Below are 19,297 nucleotides of genomic sequence, written 5' to 3' on the forward strand. Positions count from 1 at the left end.
GCGCGTATCGAGACCCACCACCGCTGAGCTCGGGGGCCGCCCGCCGCCTACTGGTACGTGACCAGATCTGGCAGCGGCGACACCTCCGCCATCGTCTCGGCGGGGGTGAGCATCGGCAGGTCCTCGTCGTAGAAGTTCTTCCAGCCCCAGGCGAGGTCCTCGGGGGCGTCGCGGTGCAGCGCGTTCCAGGTGGCCTGCTTGTCGGGCTGCGCGCCCTGGCCGTCGACGTGCACCAGGAACTCGAGCTCGGGGCGGTCGCGGCGGATGCTCGAGCGGTCCTGCAGCATCGACGACCGGAACTGGTGCAGCACGAACATCTTCGGCGGCAGTCCGGCGTCGCGCACGAGGTCCGCGAGCCAGCTCGACACGCTGTCGACCTCCGCGGCCGAGACGCGACCGATCTGCGCGAGCGGCACCTCGTCGGGGGCGAGCCGCCACTCCGGATCCAGGGCGAGGCCCACGTTCGGCAGCCGCAGCAGCTCCTCGTAGGCGCGGGCCTGGGTGAGGAAGTCGGACCGGCCCGGCTGCAGGTCGAGCACGACGTACATGCCGGCGGCCGCCGCCGCGTCGATGTAGGGACGGATGCCCTCGGCGGGCAGCTCGTTGGAGTAGTCGCCGTCGCTTCCCGCGCTGCCGGCCGCGACGGTCGTGATGATCTCGAGGCTGGGCACGACCTGCAGCGGAGTGAGCTCGCGGTACGGCTCGGCGACGGTCGCGGCGCGCTCGATGGTCGCCTCCAGGCCCTGCTCACCGAGGACCCCGAGCACGGGGGCGCCGGGGGTGCCGTAGATCGCGACGAACAGGTGCCCGCCGAACAGGCGCTGCCCGCCGCCCGGCAGCTGCCAGCCGGTCGCGGCGGCGCGGAGGGACCACTCCGGAGCGGTCTGCGCGGCGAGCTGCGCCCCGAGCAGGAGGGTCGCGGTGGGAGCGGAGTCGGCGACGGCGGAGACCGCGGCTCCCGAGGCGAGGAGATCGGCGCTCTCGACGAGGGTCACCGGAATCCCCGCCGCTCTGGCCGTGGCGAGCGCGGGCACGTCGGCCTCGACCGGCTGCGCGAGCGCGAGGACGCCCGTGAGCGGCTCCGCCCGGTCGGGCACTGCGCCGAAGGGCGGCTCGGGGAGCGAGCCGGGAGCGAAGGCGGCCAGGTCGGCGATCGCGAGAGCCGACACCTCGACTCCGGTGGCCTCGGCGATCGCCTCGGGTGCCGCCTCGGCGCGCACGGTCTCGATGCCCGCCGGCTCGGTGACGGAGCCCACGGCGACGACGCGCTCGGTGCCGAGGCGCTCGAGCTCGGCATCGAAGGGACCCGGCGCCGGGGACGCGGAGGCGGAGCCGGCGGGAGCCACCAGCAGCGGCACCCCCCACGTGATCGCCAGCTGCGCGGCCAGCATCACGGAGGCGGGAGCCTCCTCGACGACGACGACCAGCGGCGCGCTCGTGAACAGGGCCGCACTGACGGCGGCGGCATCGGCGGCGAGCACGACCGGGCCGGCGGGTGCGGCGGTGACCGTCCTCGGGCGCTGCGGGGCGTCGGACGCCTGCCTCTCGCGGCCTCCGCCGTCGGGCGTGCACGCACTCAGCAGAGGCAGGACCGGCAGCGCGGTCAGGCCGAGCACGATCCCGCGCCGAGACAGCGCGCCTCTCGTGCGGATGCGACGGGCGTCGGATGCCATGGCGGTTCCCTCCGGTCCGAGCCGGGCGGCTCGTGCTCACTCCCGTCCACTCTCGCAGGCGGAAGCGACATGCGAGGCCGAGCTCGGACCGGGGCAGCGGGTCAGACCGTGCGCGGCGCCTTCGCGAGGTTCGCCTCGAGCTCCGCGCTCGACTGCCGCACGCCGTAGGCGGGGCGGTCGCGCTCCACGCGCCACGACTCCGACAGCGGAGTGACGGTCACGGTGTCGAAGCCGAGCCGGTCGTAGAGGTCGGTCACGAAGTGCAGCGCCTCGGGGTAGTCGCTGGACGCGACGAGCGCGCGGCGCTGCGGGTCGCCGGCGGGGAAGCCGTCGGTGGTGATGTCGGCGGCCATGATGTGGTTGAAGGCCTTCACGATCTTCGACTCGGGCAGGTGCGCCTGCGCCATCTCGGCCGTGGTGGTCTCTCCCGCGTCGAGCGCGGAGATGTGCCCGTCGCGCTCGAAGTAGTAGTTGTTCGTGTCGAGCACGATCTTGCCCGCGAGCGGCGCCACCGGCACCTGGTCGAGGTTCTTCAGCGGCACCGTCACGACGGCGACGTCCGCGGCCTCGGCTGCCTCCTGCGCCGTCGCGGCCCGCGCCCGCGGGCCGAGCTCCGCGATCAGGTCCGCGAGCGTTTCGGGTCCGCGGGAGTTCGCGATCACCACGTCGTCGCCCTGGCCGATGACCGCGCGAGCGATCTGGCTGCCGATGTTGCCTGCTCCGATGATTCCGTAAGTCGTCATACGGGCTTCAACGCACTCCCCGCGCACGTGTTCCCGTTCCCGGACTTCGCACAGTTCTGTGAGGAAAGGCGTCATCACCGAATCTGCACCAGTACAGAGCTCGCCTCCCAGGCCGAACGGCCGCGCTTCCTACCCGCGCTCGTCGCTGAAGGGAACGACTCTCGCAGAGGCGTCTCCGGTCACTGGCAGACCACCTCCTCCTCGGAGCATCGTCCCCACGGCGGATCGATAGGCGGCGCGGACGCGGCTTGCCTCCTCGGAGGCGGCACTCCGGCGTTCCGGGTGGACATCTGCCTCCAGCTCGAGGGCGAGAAGATACTGCACGGCGCTGCCGACCGCGACGAAGAGGTCGAAAGAGAGCGCGGGTCGGTCGGCATCACGCTTGACGAGGACGTCGGTCGCAGAGTCCGATTCCTCGTACAAGCGAGCGAGGGTTTCAGGATCCGGAGCGTCTGATCTGGCCTTGCGCACCAAGGCGGCCAGGACGACGTCCCTCAGCTCGACCGCGCCGAGTTCCTGGAGGAGCCTTGTCGCCCTCCTCAGGGCCTCGATCGACGTCTCGGACGACTCGACTAACTCGACGGCGATACGCCTCGCCGCTTCCTTCTCGCCGACACCCGCGTAGACGACACAGGCGTAACCCCAAGCTTCAGGTTTCTCCTCTTCGTTCACGCTCGCCAGCGCGTCTTCCGCCCGTTGCAGGGCCCTGGCGGCATCAGCACGAGAGAGACAGAGCAACTTCAGTCGAAGGAGACCGATGCTCGACATGGTCATCCATTCCTCGATCACCCGCGAGATCGACCTGGGGAGTTCCATGACGGAGGTCGCGTCCCCCGAGGCGAGCAGCACCAGGGACTCATCAACCCTGAGGAGAAGTTGCTCGAACAGATCGGATCGCTCGCGGTGATCCCATTCATCGCTCGAGATGAGCGTCGCCCAGTCACGCGCGAGCTCGATTGCAGGCCGCCCGTCGCGTAGTGCCGCGTCGAGATCCGCCTCGACGCTCGAGCTGCTCCACACTCCGTCGATTTCCTCCGGCTCGAACCAAGCCGTGAGGAAATCCACCGCCAGTTGAATCGGCTTCCCGCGCGACTCCTTGATCTGGAACACCAGCCGGGCGAGCGGCTCGGCCAGCTCGTACATCTGGAGCCGCTTGTCGAGCATCTCCGTCAGAGCACCGTCATAAGGGACGGCCCATCCCTTCGATCGGAGGTCGACGATCGTGCGCGCGGCGCTCCGCTCTGCGATTCCCGTGGCTGCAGCGATCCGCTTCACCGACATCGGGTGGTCGGCTTTCGCGAGAGCTCGCACGATCTTCCGCTCGTGAGGCGACAACCGCGCCAGTTGCTCCTGGTAGTAGGGAGTCAAGTCATCGAACCGGTCGATCAGCGGCGCGACGAGATTCTCGAGTCCGTGCACCGAGAGCCCGGACGCCAGCAGCGCCCACACCCGAGGCTGGCCACCCGCCAGGTGCTCGATCACGGAGAGCCTCGACCGCCCGCGAGTCGAACCGAGCGCCCCGACCAGCTCCTGGTCGCCGTCGAGGTGGGCGATGGCGGTCAGCATCTCCCGCGCCTCGTCCGTGGTGAACGGCTTCAGCGGGACCTCACGGAGGTATCCGTAGAACGGCGACTCCTGACGGTGGGTCGCCGCACCCTCCTTTTTCTGCGCAGCGAATTCGCCGGGCTGGAGCAGGCGCGTCGACGTCGCCATGAGGAGGAGCGCGTTCGTGTTCTCGAGGAAGGCGCGCAGGCGCCGCTGCCCCTCGCCGCCGATCGCGTCGAGGATCTGGTCGACGTTCTCGACGAAGACGACGATCGGGCCGTGACGGCGCGACCAATCGGCGATGATCCGCTCCGGCGGTCCGTCTCCGTCGATGGACGGCTCGGCGTGCTCGACGACCGAGGCGAAGAAGTCGTCGACCGAATCGACGAGCCATGGATCTTCGGGAAGCCAGCTGAGCGCGAAGCGTGCACCGAAGTCGTCCCTGCGCTTGGCCCGGTAGTAGTTGAGACTCGTCAGGTGGGTCTTGCCCGCTCCGCGCGGTCCGACGAACACGAGGTGCGATCTCGAGTCCGAGACGACGGCCTCGTCGATCCTGCCGGCCACCATGCCGAGGAGGTTCTCTCTCGCGACGAAGAGAGTCTCGAGGTCCGCCTCCTGCATGAGGCTGGGGGTGAAACGACTGCGCAAAGCTTTGCCACGGCTCTCACTCATACGCTTCTCCTCCCTCTCGTGCGCAGCGCCCAGAAGCGGCGAAGGACGTCGTACCGCCAGCGGTACGACCCGTCGTCGACGAGGTAGTGATCGAGCACGAGAAGCCCGAGAACGCGCTCGACATCGCGCACGGACGCGTCCGCCTTCTCCGCGCCCAGATCGCACAGTTCGACGAACGAGCGACTACCGGTGCACGTGTGGTCCAGCAGCGATTCCGCCAGCACGTCGTCCGGTCCGTAGAAACCGGAGACTCGCGTGAGCAACGGCGTCAGCTGCTTCGAGTGATCCAAGTCCCGCATCACTCCGAGGAACGTCGCCTCGAGCGAGGGTGCGGAGATCTCCACGACACGGCTCTCCTCGACCGCCGCTGCGACCAGGTGGATGACGAACGGGATACCGTCGCTGATCTCGACGAGTGCGAGGACGACCTCACGGGTCGGCGCAATGATTCCCGCGCCTCTCAGAGTCTTCCTCGCGACGATCGCAGCATCATCGGGGCCCAGGGGTCCCAGACGGAGGTTCTGGAGGTCGTTCGTCACATCGACGGTGATCGCGAGCTGCCGAACGACGTGGTGGAGCCCGACCGAACCGGTCAGGATCCACCTGATCGCCCCCAGCCGCGGGTCCTCCCGCCACCGCCTCAGCATTCGGAGCAGGCGGATCGCGCTCGCCTTCCCCTCGTTCGCTGCGATGGCGGACACCATGTCGGGGACTTCGTCCCAGGCGAGCAGGAGCATCGAGCCATCCTGGTTCCTCGCGGCAGCGACCAGCACCTTCTCGAGCGCACTCAAGGGGTCGTCGATGAAGACCGGGGACAGGGAGAACGAGGTGCCATCATTCAGCGTGAAACCGAACTGACTGACGGTGGAGCCGAACGCCTTGAGCGACATCCACATCCTGGTGCCCGCGCCGGCGGCGTTCATCATCGAGCCGATGGCGGTCTCGGCCATCTCGGCGAGAGTGGAAGCCGCCTGAAAGGACGTGACCACGACCGTCCACTCGTCAGCGGGCGCTCGCGCCTTCAGTACTTTGAGCGCCTGGGTCTTGCCGAGTCGACGCGGCTCGCTCAGCAGGCCCGACCCCGATCGCAGCACGACCAGCCAGCGGTCCACCGTTTCGTCGCGCCCGACGATGTCGTCGAGCGACAGGGCGCCTCCGGGCGTGGGTCGTGTGCTGTCGCTCATGGTGATCCCGTCGTACGTGAGATTCCGAGTGTACTTGTACACCCGATCTCACGTACATGAGCGGCGCAGAAGATCGCGCTGTCAGCGCGCCTCCCCCGACAACCGCACCGCCAGCGCTGCGAAGACCAGGCATCCGAGCGCCGGCACCACGAGCGGCGCCAGCTGCCACGCCGACACCACGGTCAGCAGCAGTCCCCCCGCCAGCAGAGCGGAGCCGCGCACGTCGCGCACTGAGCGCCGGGCGGCGGACCGCACGAGCGCCCCCCACCGCGACCCCGGCTCCCAGTCGGTCGCCGCGACGAGCACGACCACCGCGATCGCCGCGAGCAGCGCCGTGCAGACCACCGCCACCGCGACTCCGCCGGGCAGCACGCCCGACGAGATCAGCACGAGGTCGGCACCCAGCACGAGACCGGCGAGCGCGACGCCGGCCCCCACCGGCAGCACCCCGACGAAGCCGGCCCGGACGTCGCCCCACACCAGCGCGAGCCCCGTCGCCTCGGCCAGCACGAAGCGGCGGAGGTGGCGGATGCCCACGGCCAGCGCGAGCGGGATCGTCACGATCCCCAGCGACACAGTCGCGACGATCAGTCCCGTGAACAGGACCTCCGCGAGGAGGGCGAAGCGGTCGGCGGCACCGGGCCAGCGCAGCCCGCTCCCGTCGGCGGCCGCGCGCCGGGCCGAGGCCGTCGCGCGCGAGCGCCGCTTCGACTCCCCTCGCTGGAGCGTCATGTCAGCCCTTCAGACCCTGCGTCGCGACCCCGTCGACGAGGAAGCGCTGGAAGATGATGAAGAAGATCAGCACAGGGAGCAGCGCGAGCACCGAGACGGCGATGGTCGCTCCGTAGTCGGACGCCGAGGTCTGGTCGTTGTAGACGCGCAGCGCCAGCGGCAGCGGCTGCTTGTCGGGGGTGTTCAGGTAGAGCAGCGGGCCGAGGAAGTCGTTCCAGCTCCAGATGAACGCGAAGATCGACGACGTGATCAGCGCGGGGCGGATCAGCGGGATCGTGATCGAGCCGAAGACCCGGATGTGGCCGGCCCCGTCGATCCGTGCGGCCTCGTCGAGCTCGCGGGGCAGGTTGCGGATGAACTGCACCATCAGGAAGACGAAGAACGCCTCGGTCGCGAGGAACTTGCCGATCAGCAGCGGCCAGTAGGTGTCCATCATGCCGAGCGTGCGGAAGATCGTGTACTGCGGGATCAGCAGCACGTGCATCGGCAGCAGCAGCGTGCCGATCATCAGCGCGAAGTAGAGCGGACGGCCGCGGAAGTCGAGCCGCGCGAAGGCGTAGGCCGCCATCGACGACGAGATCACGACTCCGATGACCGACCCGATCGCGAGCACCGTGGAGTTGAGGAAGAACTGCCACAGCGGCACTCCTCCCACCCCCGCGAAGACCTTCACGAAGTTGTCGATCGTGGGGTTCTGCGGCAGGAGCGACGTCTGGCCGCCGAACTCGCTGTTGGGCTTGAACGCCGCGGCGCCCATCCAGATCAGCGGATAGAGCACGACCGCCGTCAGGGCGATCATCGCGACGATCCAGACGATCGTCGTCGCCTTGGGGCGCTTGCGGGCGGGACGCTTCTTCGGCGCCGGCTCGGTCAGCACCTGAGTGTCGGCCGAGGGAAGAGTGGTGTCGAAGGTGGTCATCGCGTGTCTCCCGAGTAGTGCACCCAGCTCTTCTGGGTCTTGAAGAGGACGAAGGCGAGGATGCCGACGAACAGCAGGAGGACCCAGGCCATCGCGGAGGCGTAGCCCATCTGGTTGTTCGTGAACGCACGGGTGTAGAGGTACACCGTGTAGAAGTTGGTCGCTCCGGCGGGGCCGCCGGTGCCGTTGCCGATGATGTACGCCGAGGCGAAGACCTGGAACGCGTTGATCATCTCGAGCAGCAGGTTGAAGAAGATGACCGGCGAGAGCATCGGCAGCGTGACGCTGCGGAACTTGCGCCAGAATCCGGCGCCGTCCATCATCGCGGCCTCGTACAGCTCGGCCGGGACCTGCTTGAGACCGGCCAGGAAGATGACCATCGGGGCGCCGAACTGCCACACCGCGAGGATGATCATCATCGGCAGGATGAGGGCCGGCACGCCGACCCAGCCGCCGAAGTCCATCCCGAAGACCTGCAGACCGGAGTCGACGGGGCCGTCGGTCGAGAACATCGCGCGCCACACGATGGCGATGCTGACGCTCGCTCCGATCAGCGACGGTGCGTAGAAGGCCGAGCGGAAGAATCCGGTGCCCTTGGCGGAGTAGTTGAGCAGCATCGCGACGACCAGCGCCGCGGCGAGCTTGACCGGCGTCCCGATGAACACGTACGCGAGGGTCAGCTGCACCGACTGGAGGAACTTCGGGTCGCCGATCAGGCGCTCGAAGTTGGCCAGACCGACCCACTCGGGTGCGGTGAAGAGGTTGTAGTCCGTGAAGGCGAAGTAGAGGGACATCAGCATCGGGCCGAGCGTGAGCCCGACGAAGCCGATGAGCCAGGGGGACAGGAAGGCGTATCCGGCCAGAGTGTCGCGCTTGGGGCGGCGCCGCGGCCCGTCACCGGCCGGACGAGGAGTGCTCGTCCGGCCGGCGGTGGGCGCGACGCGACCGGTTGCGGCGGTGCCGCTCGGGGTCGACGTCGTCGTCATGGGTGATGCCTTTCCTGGCCGTCGGGATCGATCAGTTGCCGAGGGTGATGGCGGTCTCGTCGAAGAACTGCTGGACCGCCTCGTCGACGCTCACCGCACCCAGGCCCAGGCTCGTGCCCAGGTCGAGGAAGTTCGCCTCGATGGCGCCGTAGCCGGCGACCGGAGCGGCCGGGGCCTCTCCGATGCGGTCCGAGACCGACTCGAGGTAGTCGGAGACCTGCTTGTCCGGGCCCTCGAGGTTCGCGCCCTCGAGCTGGGCCGAGGAGGCGGGGATGCCGAGCGTGGCGCCGAAGATCTCGCCGACCTCGGGGCTGTTGATGAGGAAGTCGAGGAACGTGGCCGCCGCCTCGGGGTGCTCGGTGGCCGAGGAGATCGCCTGCATCAGGCCGACCTTCTGGTAGAGGTCCTGGGTGCCCTCGTCCGCGGTGGGCGGCGCGGTCATGACGATCTCGGAGGCTCCGGAGTCGCCGATGTAGCCGCCGAGGAAGTTGCTCCAGCTCATCTCGCTCGAGGCGATGCCGGCGCCGAAGCCGGACTTGGGCAGCAGCTCCTGGAGGCGCGCGGCCGGCACGCCGGTCGTGGTGCGCATCTCGTCGCCCTGCTCCCAGAACGCCGCGAGGTCGCCCTCGGTGAAGCCGAGCTCGCCGTCCTCGGTGAACAGCTCCTTGCCGTCGGCGCGCAGCTGCAGCTCGAAGTTCTGGATGCGGCCGGTGTAGTCGGTGCCGCCGTAGACGGCGCCGCCGGTCTTCTCGGTGACGTCCGCGACGTAGGCCGCGTAGTCGTCCCAGCTGCCGCCGCCCGGGTAGGGCTCGAGGCCGTTCGCGGTGAGGAGGTCCTGGTTCTGGAAGATCGCCCAGGCGCTGTAGCCGGTGGGGATCGCGTAGGTCGCGCCGTCCAGCTCGCCGGTCGCGAGGAGGTCCTCCGAGATGGTGCTCTCGTCGACGACGCCGCCGAAGTACTCGCTGAGGTCGCCCAGCAGGCCGTTGTCGCCGTACTGGCGGAGGTAGGTGTAGTCGAACTGCATCACGTCGGGCAGTCCGCCGCCGGCGGCCTCGGTCTGGCGCTTCTCCCAGTAGCCGGGGTAGTCCGTGAAGGTGGAGTTGATCGTGATGTTCGGGTGCTCCTCCTCGAACAGCGCGATGGCCTGGTCGTAGCGGGCGGCCCGGTCGTCGTTGCCCCAGAAGGTGTAGTCGAGCGTGATCTCCTCGTCGGGGTCGACGGTGGCGGAGCCGGAGGCACCCCCTCCGGAGCATCCCGTCAGGCTGATCGCTGCGACGGCGGCGATCGCCGCGGCGGCGAGTCGTGTGCGCTTGGTGCTGAACATCATCGTCCTCTCGTGAACTTCCTCGTTCCAGTCCCGGAGCATTCGATCCGAACCTACCCGACATCTGTCGGGGGTGCGCATCGGCATGTGAAACGTTCCGGGAAAGCGTTTGCCCTACGATAGGTTCGATATCGGATGGACGTCAAGTAGCGGATCCGCGGCACCGTCGCCGCACCGCGGAAGGAGACCCCGATGCCCCAGTTCGACCTGCCCCTCGAGCTCCTCGAGGAGTACGCGCCCGAACTCGCCGAGCCGGAGGGCTTCGCCGACTTCTGGCGGAGCACCGTCGCCGAGGCCCGCGCGCTGGCCGACGAGCCCGTGCTCGAACAGGTCGACGCCGGATTCACGCTGCTGGACACCTTCGACGTCACGTTCTCGGGCTGGGGCGGCCACCCGATCCGCGCCTGGCTGATCCTCCCCCGCGGCGTCGAGGGCCCCCTCCCCGCCGTCGTGAGCTACATCGGCTACGGCGGCGGGCGCGGGCACCTCACCGAGTGGACCACCATGAGCGCCGCCGGCTACGCCCACCTCGTGATGGACACCCGCGGCCAGGGCACCGGCCACCGCACCGGCGACACCCCGGACCCCGTCGGCAGCGGCCCGCACGCCAACGGCTTCATGACCCAGGGCATCGCCTCGCCCGAGGAGTACTACTACCGCCGCGTCTTCACCGACGCCGTCCGCGCCCTCGACGTGCTGCGCGCGCATCCGGCCGTCGACCCGTCGCGGGTCGCGATCTCGGGCGGCAGCCAGGGCGGCGGCATCTGCCTCGCGGTGGCGGGCATCCTCGGGATGCTGGATGAGTCCTCGTCGGCGCAGGCCGCGATCATCGACGTGCCGTTCCTCAGCCACATGCGCCACGCCACGCGGATCATCGACACGATGCCGTACGGCGAGATCGTGAAGTACCTGCGGATCCACCGCGGCTCCGAGGAGCGCGTCTTCGCGACCCTCGCCTACTTCGACGGCACGTCCTTCGCGCCGCACGCCCGGATCCCCGCGATGTTCTCGGTGGGCCTCCTCGACGACATCTGCCCGCCGTCGACGGTGTACGCCTCCTACAACCGCTACACGGGCCCGCGCGAGATGCGGATCTACCCGTACAACGGCCACGAGCAGGGCGAGGCGTTCCAGATCGCCGAGCACCTCGCGTTCCTGGCGCGGCAGCTGGGCTGAGGGGTCAGGGGGACGCCCGGAGCCGCATCGCGGCGCCGATCCGCTCCTCCAGATCGGAGAGCTCGAGGAGGACGTCGGTGGCGACCCACGCCTGATCGCGAGTCCTCTCGGTGAGCGGGAGGAGGACTCCGGCGTCGACGAGCTGCTTCACGGCGGAGCCGACGCTGGACGCCGCCCGACCGGTGATCGCCCGAGCGCGCGCAGTCGTCAGGACGGGATCGTCGAGGAGCGCGTCGAGCAGGAGCGCCGCGGAGCTCCCTGCGCGCGGAGCGACCTCCCGAGCCCAGAGACCGGGGAGCCGCTCGATCTGCTCGGCGGTGCGGCCCGCCTCCTCCGCCGCGACGAGACCTGCGGTCGCGAGCTCCCGGACGAACGGGGCGAGGGACCCCTGGCGGTACTCGTTCACCAGCGAGAAGTACCGCGAGCGCCGAGCCGCGAGCGCGGACGCGATCGGCACGACGACCACGGTCGTCAGACCCCGTCTGCGCAGGATCGCGGTGATCAGCGCCCGGCCGATCCTCCCGTTCCCGTCGGTGAAGGGATGCACCGACTCGAACTGCGCGTGGGCGATCGCCGCCTGGACGATCGGGTCGACGTCGTCCCTGTTGGCGAAGGCGAGGAGATCCGTCATGTACTCGGGCACGGTCCCCGGAGGCGGAGGGACGTGGATCGCGTCCCGGGGCGAGTAGTCGCTCCCGCCGATCCAGTTCTGCATCGTCCGGTAGGCGCCCGCGTACCGTCCGTCCATCGGGTCGTCCGCGAGGAGCGTCCTGTGCGCCGCGAGCAGGGCTTCCTCCTCGATCGTGCCGGAGAGGCCCGCGCGGTCGACCATGGTCGTCAGCGCCTCCGTCGCGGCCACCATCGACAGCGCGCCCGCGTTCGCACGACTCCCGACCGTCGCCCGCGCGTAGTCCTCCAGGGTCGCATCGACCCGCTCGATCCTCGACGACGAGACGGCCTCCGTGCGCAGCAGGAGCCGGCCGAGTGCTCCGAGCCGGTTCCCGTGCCGGGCGTCGAGACCGATGATCGCCCGACGCGCCGCGTCGAGCTCCTGCTGCAGGTCGACTCCGGCGTCCCAGGTCAGCCCGGCGAGGAGCGGCGGGAGCGAGACGACGACCTCGGACAGCGTCCTGTCCGCGCGCGATCCGGCACGAGCGGCCTGCCGCCACGGCCGCGTCTCGGATCGGTGCGGCGGCCACTCGGTCGTCGATGCCATGGACGTGCCCTCTCGCAACCCGAATCATCGCAGGAGATGATTCGGGTTGACTCTACAACCCGAATCGTCTCTGGCGATGATTCGGCTTGCGGACGCGACACCGACGCCCGACACCCGTCGTTGTGTGACGCCCCGCGTCGGGCACCCGCCGAGTCCTCGGGAGCGTCGGGCACTATCGTGCCCATGACCCGCCAGATCCGCTTCAACGCCTTCGACATGAACTGCGTCGCCCACCAGTCCTCCGGCATGTGGCGCCACCCCCAGGACCAGTCCTGGCGCTACAAGGACCTCTCGTACTGGACCGAGCTCGCGAAGCTCCTCGAGCGCGGCACCTTCGACGGCATCTTCATCGCCGACGTCCTCGGCACCTACGACGTGTACGGAGGCTCCAACGAGGCCGCCATCCGCCACGGCGCGCAGGTCCCCGTCAACGACCCGATCCTGCTCGTCTCGGCGATGGCCGCCGCGACCGAGCACCTCGGCTTCGGCATCACCGCGGGCACCGCCTACGAGCACCCGTACCCGTTCGCGCGCCGCATGTCGACGCTCGACCACCTGACCAAGGGCCGCGTCGGCTGGAACGTCGTCACCGGCTACCTGCCCAGCGCCGCGCGCAACATGGGCCACGAGGACCAGCTCGAGCACGACGACCGCTACGACGTGGCCGACGAGTACCTCGAGGTCCTCTACAAGCTGTGGGAGGGCTCGTGGGAGGACGACGCGGTCGTCCGCGACCGCGACTCCGGAGTCTTCACCGACCCGTCGAAGGTGCACGAGATCGGGCACCGCGGCAAGAACTTCACCGTGCCCGGCATCCACCTCTCGGAGCCGTCGCTGCAGCGCACCCCGGTGATCTACCAGGCCGGAGCGTCGCCGCGCGGCGTCCGCTTCGCGGCGGGCAACGCGGAGGCGATCTTCGTCGCGTCCTCGACGAAGGCCGGCCTGAAGGCCACCGTCTCGCGGATCCGCGACGCGCTCGAGGCCGCGGGCCGCGACCGCTACTCCGCCAAGATCTACACGCTGCTGACGATCATCACGGCCGAGACCAGCGAAGCCGCGCACGAGAAGCACCGCGACTTCCTCTCGTACACGAGCGAGGAGGGCGCGCTGGTGTTCATGTCGGGCTGGATGGGCATCGACCTCTCGCAGTACGACCTCGACGAGCCGATCGGCAACGTGAAGAGCAACGCGATCCAGTCGGCCGTCGCCAACTTCCAGGAGGCGAACGAGGACGGCAGCGAGTGGAAGGTCCGCGACATCGCCAAGCTCAGCGTCATCGGCGGCCTCGGCCCGTTCGTCGTCGGCTCGCCGACCGAGGTGGCCGACCACCTGCAGGAATGGGTCGAGGAGACCGACGTCGACGGGTTCAACCTCGCCTACGCGATCACGCCGGGCACCTTCGAGGACGTCGTCGAGTTCATCGTCCCGGAGCTGCGCCGCCGCGGTGCTTACCCCGACGAGTACGTCGAGGGCAGCCTCCGCAACAAGCTGCACGGGCGCGGCGACCGCCTGCCGTCCGAGCACCTGGGCGCGGGCTTCCGGTACCGGGCGGCGACGACTCCGGCCTGACCGCCGGCCCGACCTCGGATCACGTCCGGGTCACCTCCGGCTCGCGAGACCTCGTTCGGCTCGCAGGATCACTCGATTCCTGCGAGCCGAACGGGTTTCTGCGAGCCGAACGTCCTCCCGAGCCCGGGACACCTCAGTCCGCGTCGCAGCGCAGCACTCCCGCGTCGACCCGCACAACCGCCACACGCACGTGGCTGCGCCGCCGCGCCCGATCGGCCGGCGCGTCGGCCAGCTCCGCGCCGTCCCACCCCGGATGGGTGAAGTACACGATCAGCGCCGACTCCGCGTCGAGCCCCACCACGTCCGCATGGCGCCCCACGACCGGCCGCTCGCCGAGCCGCTCCGGCGCCGTCAGGATCAGCCCCTGCCGCTCCCAGCCGCTGACCCCGTCGGGCGAGGAGTGCACGGCCAGCCCGCGCCACTCGTCGGTGATCATCCAGTACCGCCCGCCGAGCACGAACACCTTCGGCCCCTCGTGCGCCCGTCCGCCGATCGCGAGCCCCTCGACCCGCCACGACTCCGGATCGAACGGGTCGTCCGACACCGCCGCCCACGTCGTCGAGTCCTGCTCCTCGTCCTTGTACCAGAGCCGCCAGCGGCCGTCGCCGCACCGGGCGATCGCCGCGTCGATGACCCGGTCCGAGCCGACGTCGACGGCGCCCAGGCGCGTCCACGACACGAGGTCGTCACTCGCGAACTGCACGAGGGACGCGCGCCCGGTCCAGTCCGAGCGCACGCCCTCGATCCAGCTCAGCGTCATCAGGTAGCGGCCGTCGATCCGCACGATGTCGGGCGCCCACTGCGTCGACGGGTCCGGGGCGCCGGCGGGATCGAGGCCGTCGACCGTGCCGAGGTACCGCCACGACGCGCCGTCCGCCGACTCCGCGACTCCGATGCGCGTGCCGTGCACCCACTCGACGCCCGGCAGATCGAGGGCGGCCCTGCGCTGCGTGTAGAACAGGCGCCACGAGCCGTCGGGCGCCTGCACGAGCACGGGATCCGTGGGGCCGTCGAGCAGCGGATCCTCGTAGGGCGAGCCGAGGGTGTCGCGGTGCAGCGCCGTCACCAGGCGGCCCCGATCGCCTCCGCCTCGAGCTCGCCGTCGGCGACGAGCACCTGCCAGCGCCAGCGCGCCGACTCGGCGGGCGGCAGGGTCCAGACCTCGTGGAAGAACGGCGCGGCGCACAGCATCGGCGTGCCCTCGCTGCGCACGAACCACGGAGTGGGCGCCACCGGATTCGCGGAGTCGGCGCGCATCGCGACGGTGACGCCCGCGCCGACCAGCGCGAGCCACTCCTCCGACCGGCCCATCGCCTCGGTGCTCTCGCCGCGCGGGGCGAGCACGCGGGCCCCGTCGAGGCGCGGCGCCGCGCGGAGGAACAGCCCGCCGTACCCCGCTCCCGGCCGCCCGGCCGTGGTCGGCGAGCCGAAGCCGAGCGGACGGTCGGTCTGCGACGTCCACTCGCTCACGACCTCGAGCACCGTCGCGGTCGGCCCCTCGTGCACGGTCAGCCGGCGCTCCTCCTCGAGGAACCGGCGGCCCCCGGCGTCGTACCAGCCCACCCGCAGCCGCACGCCGTCGTGCTCCTCCGTCACCGACTCGACGAGCTGGGAGCCGTTGTTGTCGAGCTGACGGTAGCCGTCGCCCGCGACCCAGGTGACGCCGCCCCAGAGATTGATCTCGTCGGCCTCGTCGCCGATGCGGATGTTCGACACGGCGAGCGAGAGGCCGTGGTGCCAGTCGTGGTCGGCCGGGCGCAGATCCGAGACGACGACTCCGGAGGGGGTGCGCAGCGGATGGACGAACGGGCGCGGCGATTCGACGTGGCGCGGTGCGTCCTCGGCGAGCACGAGGACGCCGAGGCCCGCCGGCAGCTCCACGGCGCTCATCGGCGCTGGTCCCGCACGTCGGCGCGCATCGGACCGCGCAGCGCGGGATCCGCGAGCTCGTCGATCCGCACGGGGCCGCCGCGGGTGCTCGAGAGGTAGAGGGCGGCGACGATCTCGAGCGAGCGGGCCGGTCCGGAGGCGACGTCGGGCAGCGGGCCGCCCGTCGCGATCGCGTCGTACACGGCGTCGAGGTAGGGCGCGTGGCCGCTGGGCACGTCCTCGTCGTCGGGGAACGCCCAGGCCTCCGCCTCCTCCGGCGCGACCTCGCGCGACGGCGTGATGCGCCAGTGGGTGCGACCGTGGCCGTAGAGGTGCTCGACCTCGATCGTGGCGCGCTCGGTGTCGAGGCGGATCGCGCTGACCTCGCGCGGCGAGACGGCCGACGTGAGCACCGACGCGACGGCTCCCGAGGCGAAGCGGAGCACGCCCGTCGAGACGTCCTCGGTCTCGATGTCGCGGGCCTCGCGCCAGGCCTGGCCGGTCACCTCGAGGACGTCGCCGACGAGGTGCGCGAGCAGGTCGATCTGGTGGATGCCGTGGCCGAGGGTGGTGCCGCCGCCCTCCGACTCCCAGGTGCCGCGCCAGGGCACGGCGAAGTAGGCGGGGTCGCGGTACCAGAGGGTGTCGCAGCGGGCGACGAGCACGCGGCCGAGCGCTCCGGAGTCGAGCAGCCGCTTCACGTGCGCGGCGGCGGTGCCCGTGCGCTGCTGGAAGACCACGGCGAGGAGGCGACCGGCGGCGTCGGCCGCGGCGGTCATCCGATCGACCTCGAGGAGCGAGAGGGCCGGCGGCTTCTCGACGACGACGTGCGCGCCCCGGGCGAAGGCGGCCTCGGCCTGAGCGGCGTGCACGGCGGGCGGGGTGCAGAGGTGCACGACGTCGACCTCGGGCAGGTCGTCGATGCTCGTGCCGTGCGCGGGGATGCCGTAGCGCTCGGCGAACTCGGCGGCGCGGACCGGGTCGGTGTCGACGGCGGCGACGAGGCGCACGTCGGCGCGGGTGGCGAGGGCCTGCGCGTGGAGGTGGGCGACCGCGCCCGTCCCGACGAGGGCGGCGCGGAGGAGGGGGGCGGCGGTCATGGCGTCCTTGCGGCGATCGACGGTGATGCGGAGTCCTGATGCTACCCGGGTCGGGTCGCTTCTGGAAAGCGCTTGCCCATCTCCTGGCGCTGCCTCTGTGTTCGCAACCGAGGGCAGGAGCGGCCGGAACGGCGGTTCGGGCCACGCCTCACCGATCCGACCTCGGTTGCTGACGGACTCAGCCTCCGAACGCCTCCGTGTACCGCGCCTCGAGCTCCGGCGAGTCCTCGCCGCTCAGCCCGCAGGTCGAGATCACGCCGTCGCGGGTGGCGAGCAGGTAGGTCGCCCCCTCGGCGAACTGCAGCGGCTCGCCGTCGATCGCCGTGCCGCCGCCCTGCGGTGCCGTCACCGTGTCGCCGACGTCGCCGTGCAGCACATCGAGGACCGACAGGGTCACGACGTCCCCGTCGATGCCGGTCACCTCGGCGCGGAAGGCGGTGTCGGAGTCGGCGATCGCCTCGGCGGTCACCACCGCGCACATCGCGCTGAGGCCGCTGCCGGCCGGCGGCTGGTCGAGGCGGGTCGGCGCGGAGCCGGGCCCGAGCGCCAGGGTCAGCGCGACGGCGGCAGCGGCGAGTCCGCCGGCGAGCGCGCCGAGTCCGGCGAAGAGGGGCGCCCGGCGGCGGGCGGTCGTGCGGGCGGGAGTAGTGGCGGGATTCTGGGTCATGGCGTCCTCCACGAGTCGAACGAGCTGGTCGTCGCGCAGGGGCGCGAGCGACGAGGCGGGGTCGGCGGCGCGGATCAGCCGGCGCAGCTCGTGCGCATCAGGATCGGTCATCGTCCGCTCCCCTCCTCTTCCCCTGCATGTCCGGCGGCGCCGCCGGTCTTACTCCACAGAGCCGCGAATCTCGCGCAGGCCCGGTGCAGCCGCACCGAGACGGCACCCGGAGTCACCCCGAGCACGTCCGCGATCTCGCGGGGGGCGAGCTCCTCCCAGACCGAGAGCCGGAGCAGCTCGGCGTCGGCGGGCTTCAGCTGCGCGAGCACCCGCGAGACGGCGTCGGCGACGTCGTCGTCGGGCTCGGGTCCGGTGTCCCGCGGCGGGTCGACGACCAGGATGCGGTGCGCCAGCCTGTCCTGCCGTCGGCGGCCGCGCTCGGCGTTGGCGAGCTGCAGGCGGGCGACTCCGATCGCCCAGGCGATCTCCTCCTCCGGCACGGCATCGATCCGGCGCCAGAGCACGATCATCGTCTCGGACAGGACGTCGTCGGCCGTGGCGGCGTCGGTCCGCCGCAGGAGGTAGCGGCGCACCGGATCCGCGGTCCGGGCGACCAGCGCCTCGAACCGCTCTCGTCGCTCGTCGGCGGGAGGCATCTGCACAGTCTTCCCTGTCCGGCTCGGCCGCGATCCTTACCGGAGTCGGGAACGCCTCCCCTCCCTGCTGGTCGAGTAGCCCCGCAGGGGCGTATCGAGACCCAGCCGGCCCAGAAGAAGCCCCCGTCGCCGGCGGATCTCGATACGCCCGCTCCGCGGGCTACTCGATCAGCAAGAAAGGGGGGGGCGGACGCACGAGCACCCCGCCGCAGTGCGCGACGGGGTGCTCGAAGTGCGTGGAGCCGGGGCTCAGCTCTCGAAGGTGGCGTCGAGGGTGATCTCGACTCCGGTCAGCGCCTTCGAGACCGGGCAGGTGGCCTTGGCCTCGTCGGCGGCCTTCAGGAACGCGGCCTCGTCGATATCGGAGACCTCTCCGCTGACGACGAGGTGGATGCCGGTCAGCTTGAAGCCGCCCGCGGAGTCCGGGCCGAGCGAGACGTCGGCGCGGACGTCGAGCGCCTCGACTGTGCCGCCGGCCTGGCCGAGCACGGCCGAGAACTGCATGGCGTAGCAGGCCGAGTGGGCGGCGCCGAGGAGCTCCTCGGGGCTGGTCGCGCCGTTGGCGTCGTCGGCGGCGCGCTTCGGGAACGAGACGTCGTAGGTGCCGAGCTTCGAGCTCGAGAGCTCGACCTGGCCCTCGCCGGTCTCGAGCGAGCCGTTCCAGGCGGTGCGTGCAGAACGAGTGGGCATGGTTCCTCCTCAAGCAGACGGGGAGAGCAGTAGAACGATCGTTCTCCCCTGATGCTCCGAGCCTACGGGGAACGCGCGTTCTCCTGCAACCACCCCTCGGGATGCACAGCGAGATGCCGGTTCGGGACGCCCACCCCGGCGTGTCGCGGACCGGAGCGGCGTCTCGCGGATCAGTGCAGGACCTTCAGCCCGATCACGCACGCGACGATTCCGAACACCAGCAGCGTGCGCACGAGCGAGAAGCCCTCGCCGCCGAAGAACATGCCGTACAGCACGGTCAGCGAGGCGCCGATCCCGACCCAGACCGCGTAGGCGGTGCCGGTGGGCAGCTCGCGCATCGCGTACGCGAGGCCGGCCATGCTGGCCACGACGGTGACTCCGAACACGACGGTCGGGCCGACGCGGGTGAATCCCTCGGACTTGCCGAGGGCGGTGGCCCACACGGCTTCGAGGACCCCCGAGAGAACGAGCACGATCCAGGACATGACGACTCCTACCGAGTCAGTCTTGTCGCTGTCCGGGTACTGCTCCCTCGTCCGGTCGCCGTCATCGGCTGTCCCCCATTGTGGCAAGCCTCACTGTGCG

The 19,297-nt window shown here is 70.7% G+C and carries 18 protein-coding genes and 1 riboswitch; of the genes, 2 read left to right on the plus strand and 16 right to left on the minus strand.

Features of this window, described 5'->3' with window-relative positions; all coding sequences use genetic code 11:
- Positions 1–47: 47 nt before the first annotated feature.
- From LRG51_RS09745 to LRG51_RS09780, 8 genes are all read right to left on the minus strand, one after another.
- Positions 48–1,673, minus strand: coding sequence for a hypothetical protein (locus LRG51_RS09745; RefSeq protein ID WP_230672489.1), 1,626 nt, complete (start codon positions 1,671–1,673; stop codon positions 48–50).
- A gap of 101 nt (positions 1,674–1,774) precedes the next feature.
- Positions 1,775–2,443 carry an NADPH-dependent F420 reductase gene (locus tag LRG51_RS09750; RefSeq protein ID WP_268788494.1) on the minus strand — a complete coding sequence of 223 codons (669 nt, stop codon included), beginning with the start codon at positions 2,441–2,443 and terminating at the stop codon, positions 1,775–1,777.
- A 102-nt stretch (positions 2,444–2,545) separates the two neighbouring features.
- Entirely contained in the window at positions 2,546–4,633 is a 2,088-nt protein-coding gene (locus LRG51_RS09755; RefSeq protein WP_230672491.1) for a hypothetical protein, read from the minus strand.
- Complete coding sequence (locus LRG51_RS09760; protein ID WP_230672493.1) at positions 4,630–5,745, minus strand: hypothetical protein; 1,116 nt, start codon at positions 5,743–5,745, stop codon at positions 4,630–4,632. Before LRG51_RS09760 ends, LRG51_RS09755 begins: the two co-directional genes overlap by 4 nt.
- A gap of 153 nt (positions 5,746–5,898) precedes the next feature.
- Positions 5,899–6,549 (minus strand): hypothetical protein, encoded by a 651-nt coding sequence (locus LRG51_RS09765; RefSeq protein ID WP_230672495.1) that lies wholly within the window; start codon positions 6,547–6,549, stop codon positions 5,899–5,901.
- Between the two features lies 1 nt (position 6,550).
- The gene (locus LRG51_RS09770) at positions 6,551–7,468 is read right to left on the minus strand and encodes a carbohydrate ABC transporter permease (RefSeq protein ID WP_055785571.1); all 918 of its coding nucleotides are present in this window, start codon (positions 7,466–7,468) and stop codon (positions 6,551–6,553) included.
- Entirely contained in the window at positions 7,465–8,454 is a 990-nt protein-coding gene (locus tag LRG51_RS09775; protein WP_055785568.1) for a carbohydrate ABC transporter permease, read from the minus strand. The genes LRG51_RS09770 and LRG51_RS09775 overlap by 4 nt, the downstream gene beginning before the upstream one ends.
- A gap of 31 nt (positions 8,455–8,485) precedes the next feature.
- Positions 8,486–9,781 (minus strand): ABC transporter substrate-binding protein, encoded by a 1,296-nt coding sequence (locus LRG51_RS09780; RefSeq protein ID WP_230672497.1) that lies wholly within the window; start codon positions 9,779–9,781, stop codon positions 8,486–8,488.
- Positions 9,782–9,970: 189 nt separating this feature from the next.
- Here LRG51_RS09780 and LRG51_RS09785 point away from each other — a divergent pair, with 189 nt between their 5' ends.
- On the plus strand, positions 9,971–10,954 hold the full coding sequence (locus tag LRG51_RS09785; RefSeq protein ID WP_230672499.1) for an acetylxylan esterase: 984 nt from the start codon (positions 9,971–9,973) through the stop codon (positions 10,952–10,954).
- A gap of 4 nt (positions 10,955–10,958) precedes the next feature.
- On the opposite strand, the gene LRG51_RS09790 is transcribed toward LRG51_RS09785, so the two are convergent.
- A complete protein-coding gene (locus LRG51_RS09790; RefSeq protein ID WP_107574258.1) occupies positions 10,959–12,170 on the minus strand; it encodes a Fic family protein in 1,212 nt (403 codons plus the stop codon).
- Positions 12,171–12,353: 183 nt separating this feature from the next.
- On the opposite strand from LRG51_RS09790, the gene LRG51_RS09795 reads away from it, so the two are divergent.
- Complete coding sequence (locus tag LRG51_RS09795) at positions 12,354–13,739, plus strand: LLM class flavin-dependent oxidoreductase (protein WP_055785559.1); 1,386 nt, start codon at positions 12,354–12,356, stop codon at positions 13,737–13,739.
- Between the two features lie 133 nt (positions 13,740–13,872).
- Here the strand turns inward: LRG51_RS09795 and LRG51_RS09800 are convergent, their stop codons facing one another.
- The 7 genes from LRG51_RS09800 to LRG51_RS09830 all read right to left on the minus strand — a co-directional run bounded on the left by LRG51_RS09800 (position 13,873) and on the right by LRG51_RS09830 (position 19,197).
- Positions 13,873–14,805, minus strand: coding sequence for a family 43 glycosylhydrolase (locus LRG51_RS09800; protein ID WP_230672501.1), 933 nt, complete (start codon positions 14,803–14,805; stop codon positions 13,873–13,875).
- Complete coding sequence (locus LRG51_RS09805; RefSeq protein ID WP_230672503.1) at positions 14,802–15,629, minus strand: PmoA family protein; 828 nt, start codon at positions 15,627–15,629, stop codon at positions 14,802–14,804. Before LRG51_RS09805 ends, LRG51_RS09800 begins: the two co-directional genes overlap by 4 nt.
- Positions 15,626–16,708, minus strand: a complete 1,083-nt coding sequence (locus tag LRG51_RS09810; RefSeq protein WP_230672505.1) for a Gfo/Idh/MocA family protein — start codon at positions 16,706–16,708, stop codon at positions 15,626–15,628. The genes LRG51_RS09805 and LRG51_RS09810 overlap by 4 nt, the downstream gene beginning before the upstream one ends.
- A gap of 178 nt (positions 16,709–16,886) precedes the next feature.
- Positions 16,887–17,486 (minus strand): hypothetical protein, encoded by a 600-nt coding sequence (locus LRG51_RS09815; protein ID WP_230672507.1) that lies wholly within the window; start codon positions 17,484–17,486, stop codon positions 16,887–16,889.
- Complete coding sequence (locus tag LRG51_RS09820) at positions 17,483–18,022, minus strand: RNA polymerase sigma factor (RefSeq protein ID WP_230672509.1); 540 nt, start codon at positions 18,020–18,022, stop codon at positions 17,483–17,485. Before LRG51_RS09820 ends, LRG51_RS09815 begins: the two co-directional genes overlap by 4 nt.
- Before the next feature lie 249 nt (positions 18,023–18,271).
- Positions 18,272–18,712 carry an OsmC family peroxiredoxin gene (locus tag LRG51_RS09825; protein ID WP_230672511.1) on the minus strand — a complete coding sequence of 147 codons (441 nt, stop codon included), beginning with the start codon at positions 18,710–18,712 and terminating at the stop codon, positions 18,272–18,274.
- A gap of 170 nt (positions 18,713–18,882) precedes the next feature.
- The gene (locus tag LRG51_RS09830) at positions 18,883–19,197 is read right to left on the minus strand and encodes a DMT family transporter (RefSeq protein ID WP_055785535.1); all 315 of its coding nucleotides are present in this window, start codon (positions 19,195–19,197) and stop codon (positions 18,883–18,885) included.
- 10 nt (positions 19,198–19,207) lie between these two features.
- Positions 19,208–19,271: riboswitch (guanidine-III (ykkC-III) riboswitch) on the minus strand.
- Positions 19,272–19,297 lie beyond the last annotated feature (26 nt).

It is taken from the genome of Rathayibacter sp. Leaf248, assembly GCF_920939495.1.
Taxonomy (GTDB): Bacteria; Actinomycetota; Actinomycetes; order Actinomycetales; family Microbacteriaceae; genus Rathayibacter; species Rathayibacter caricis.

Coding starts and splice junctions, on each gene's coding strand:
- LRG51_RS09810 (WP_230672505.1), bottom strand. CDS start 16,708: ATGACCGCCGCCCCCCTCCTCCGCGCCGCCCTCGTCGGGACGGGCGCG.
- LRG51_RS09790 (WP_107574258.1), bottom strand. CDS start 12,170: ATGGCATCGACGACCGAGTGGCCGCCGCACCGATCCGAGACGCGGCCG.
- LRG51_RS09820 (WP_230672509.1), bottom strand. CDS start 18,022: ATGCCTCCCGCCGACGAGCGACGAGAGCGGTTCGAGGCGCTGGTCGCC.
- LRG51_RS09830 (WP_055785535.1), bottom strand. CDS start 19,197: ATGTCCTGGATCGTGCTCGTTCTCTCGGGGGTCCTCGAAGCCGTGTGG.
- LRG51_RS09795 (WP_055785559.1), top strand. CDS start 12,354: ATGACCCGCCAGATCCGCTTCAACGCCTTCGACATGAACTGCGTCGCC.
- LRG51_RS09755 (WP_230672491.1), bottom strand. CDS start 4,633: ATGAGTGAGAGCCGTGGCAAAGCTTTGCGCAGTCGTTTCACCCCCAGC.
- LRG51_RS09815 (WP_230672507.1), bottom strand. CDS start 17,486: ATGACCGATCCTGATGCGCACGAGCTGCGCCGGCTGATCCGCGCCGCC.
- LRG51_RS09785 (WP_230672499.1), top strand. CDS start 9,971: ATGCCCCAGTTCGACCTGCCCCTCGAGCTCCTCGAGGAGTACGCGCCC.
- LRG51_RS09805 (WP_230672503.1), bottom strand. CDS start 15,629: ATGAGCGCCGTGGAGCTGCCGGCGGGCCTCGGCGTCCTCGTGCTCGCC.
- LRG51_RS09775 (WP_055785568.1), bottom strand. CDS start 8,454: ATGACGACGACGTCGACCCCGAGCGGCACCGCCGCAACCGGTCGCGTC.
- LRG51_RS09825 (WP_230672511.1), bottom strand. CDS start 18,712: ATGCCCACTCGTTCTGCACGCACCGCCTGGAACGGCTCGCTCGAGACC.
- LRG51_RS09780 (WP_230672497.1), bottom strand. CDS start 9,781: ATGATGTTCAGCACCAAGCGCACACGACTCGCCGCCGCGGCGATCGCC.
- LRG51_RS09745 (WP_230672489.1), bottom strand. CDS start 1,673: ATGGCATCCGACGCCCGTCGCATCCGCACGAGAGGCGCGCTGTCTCGG.
- LRG51_RS09765 (WP_230672495.1), bottom strand. CDS start 6,549: ATGACGCTCCAGCGAGGGGAGTCGAAGCGGCGCTCGCGCGCGACGGCC.
- LRG51_RS09770 (WP_055785571.1), bottom strand. CDS start 7,468: ATGACCACCTTCGACACCACTCTTCCCTCGGCCGACACTCAGGTGCTG.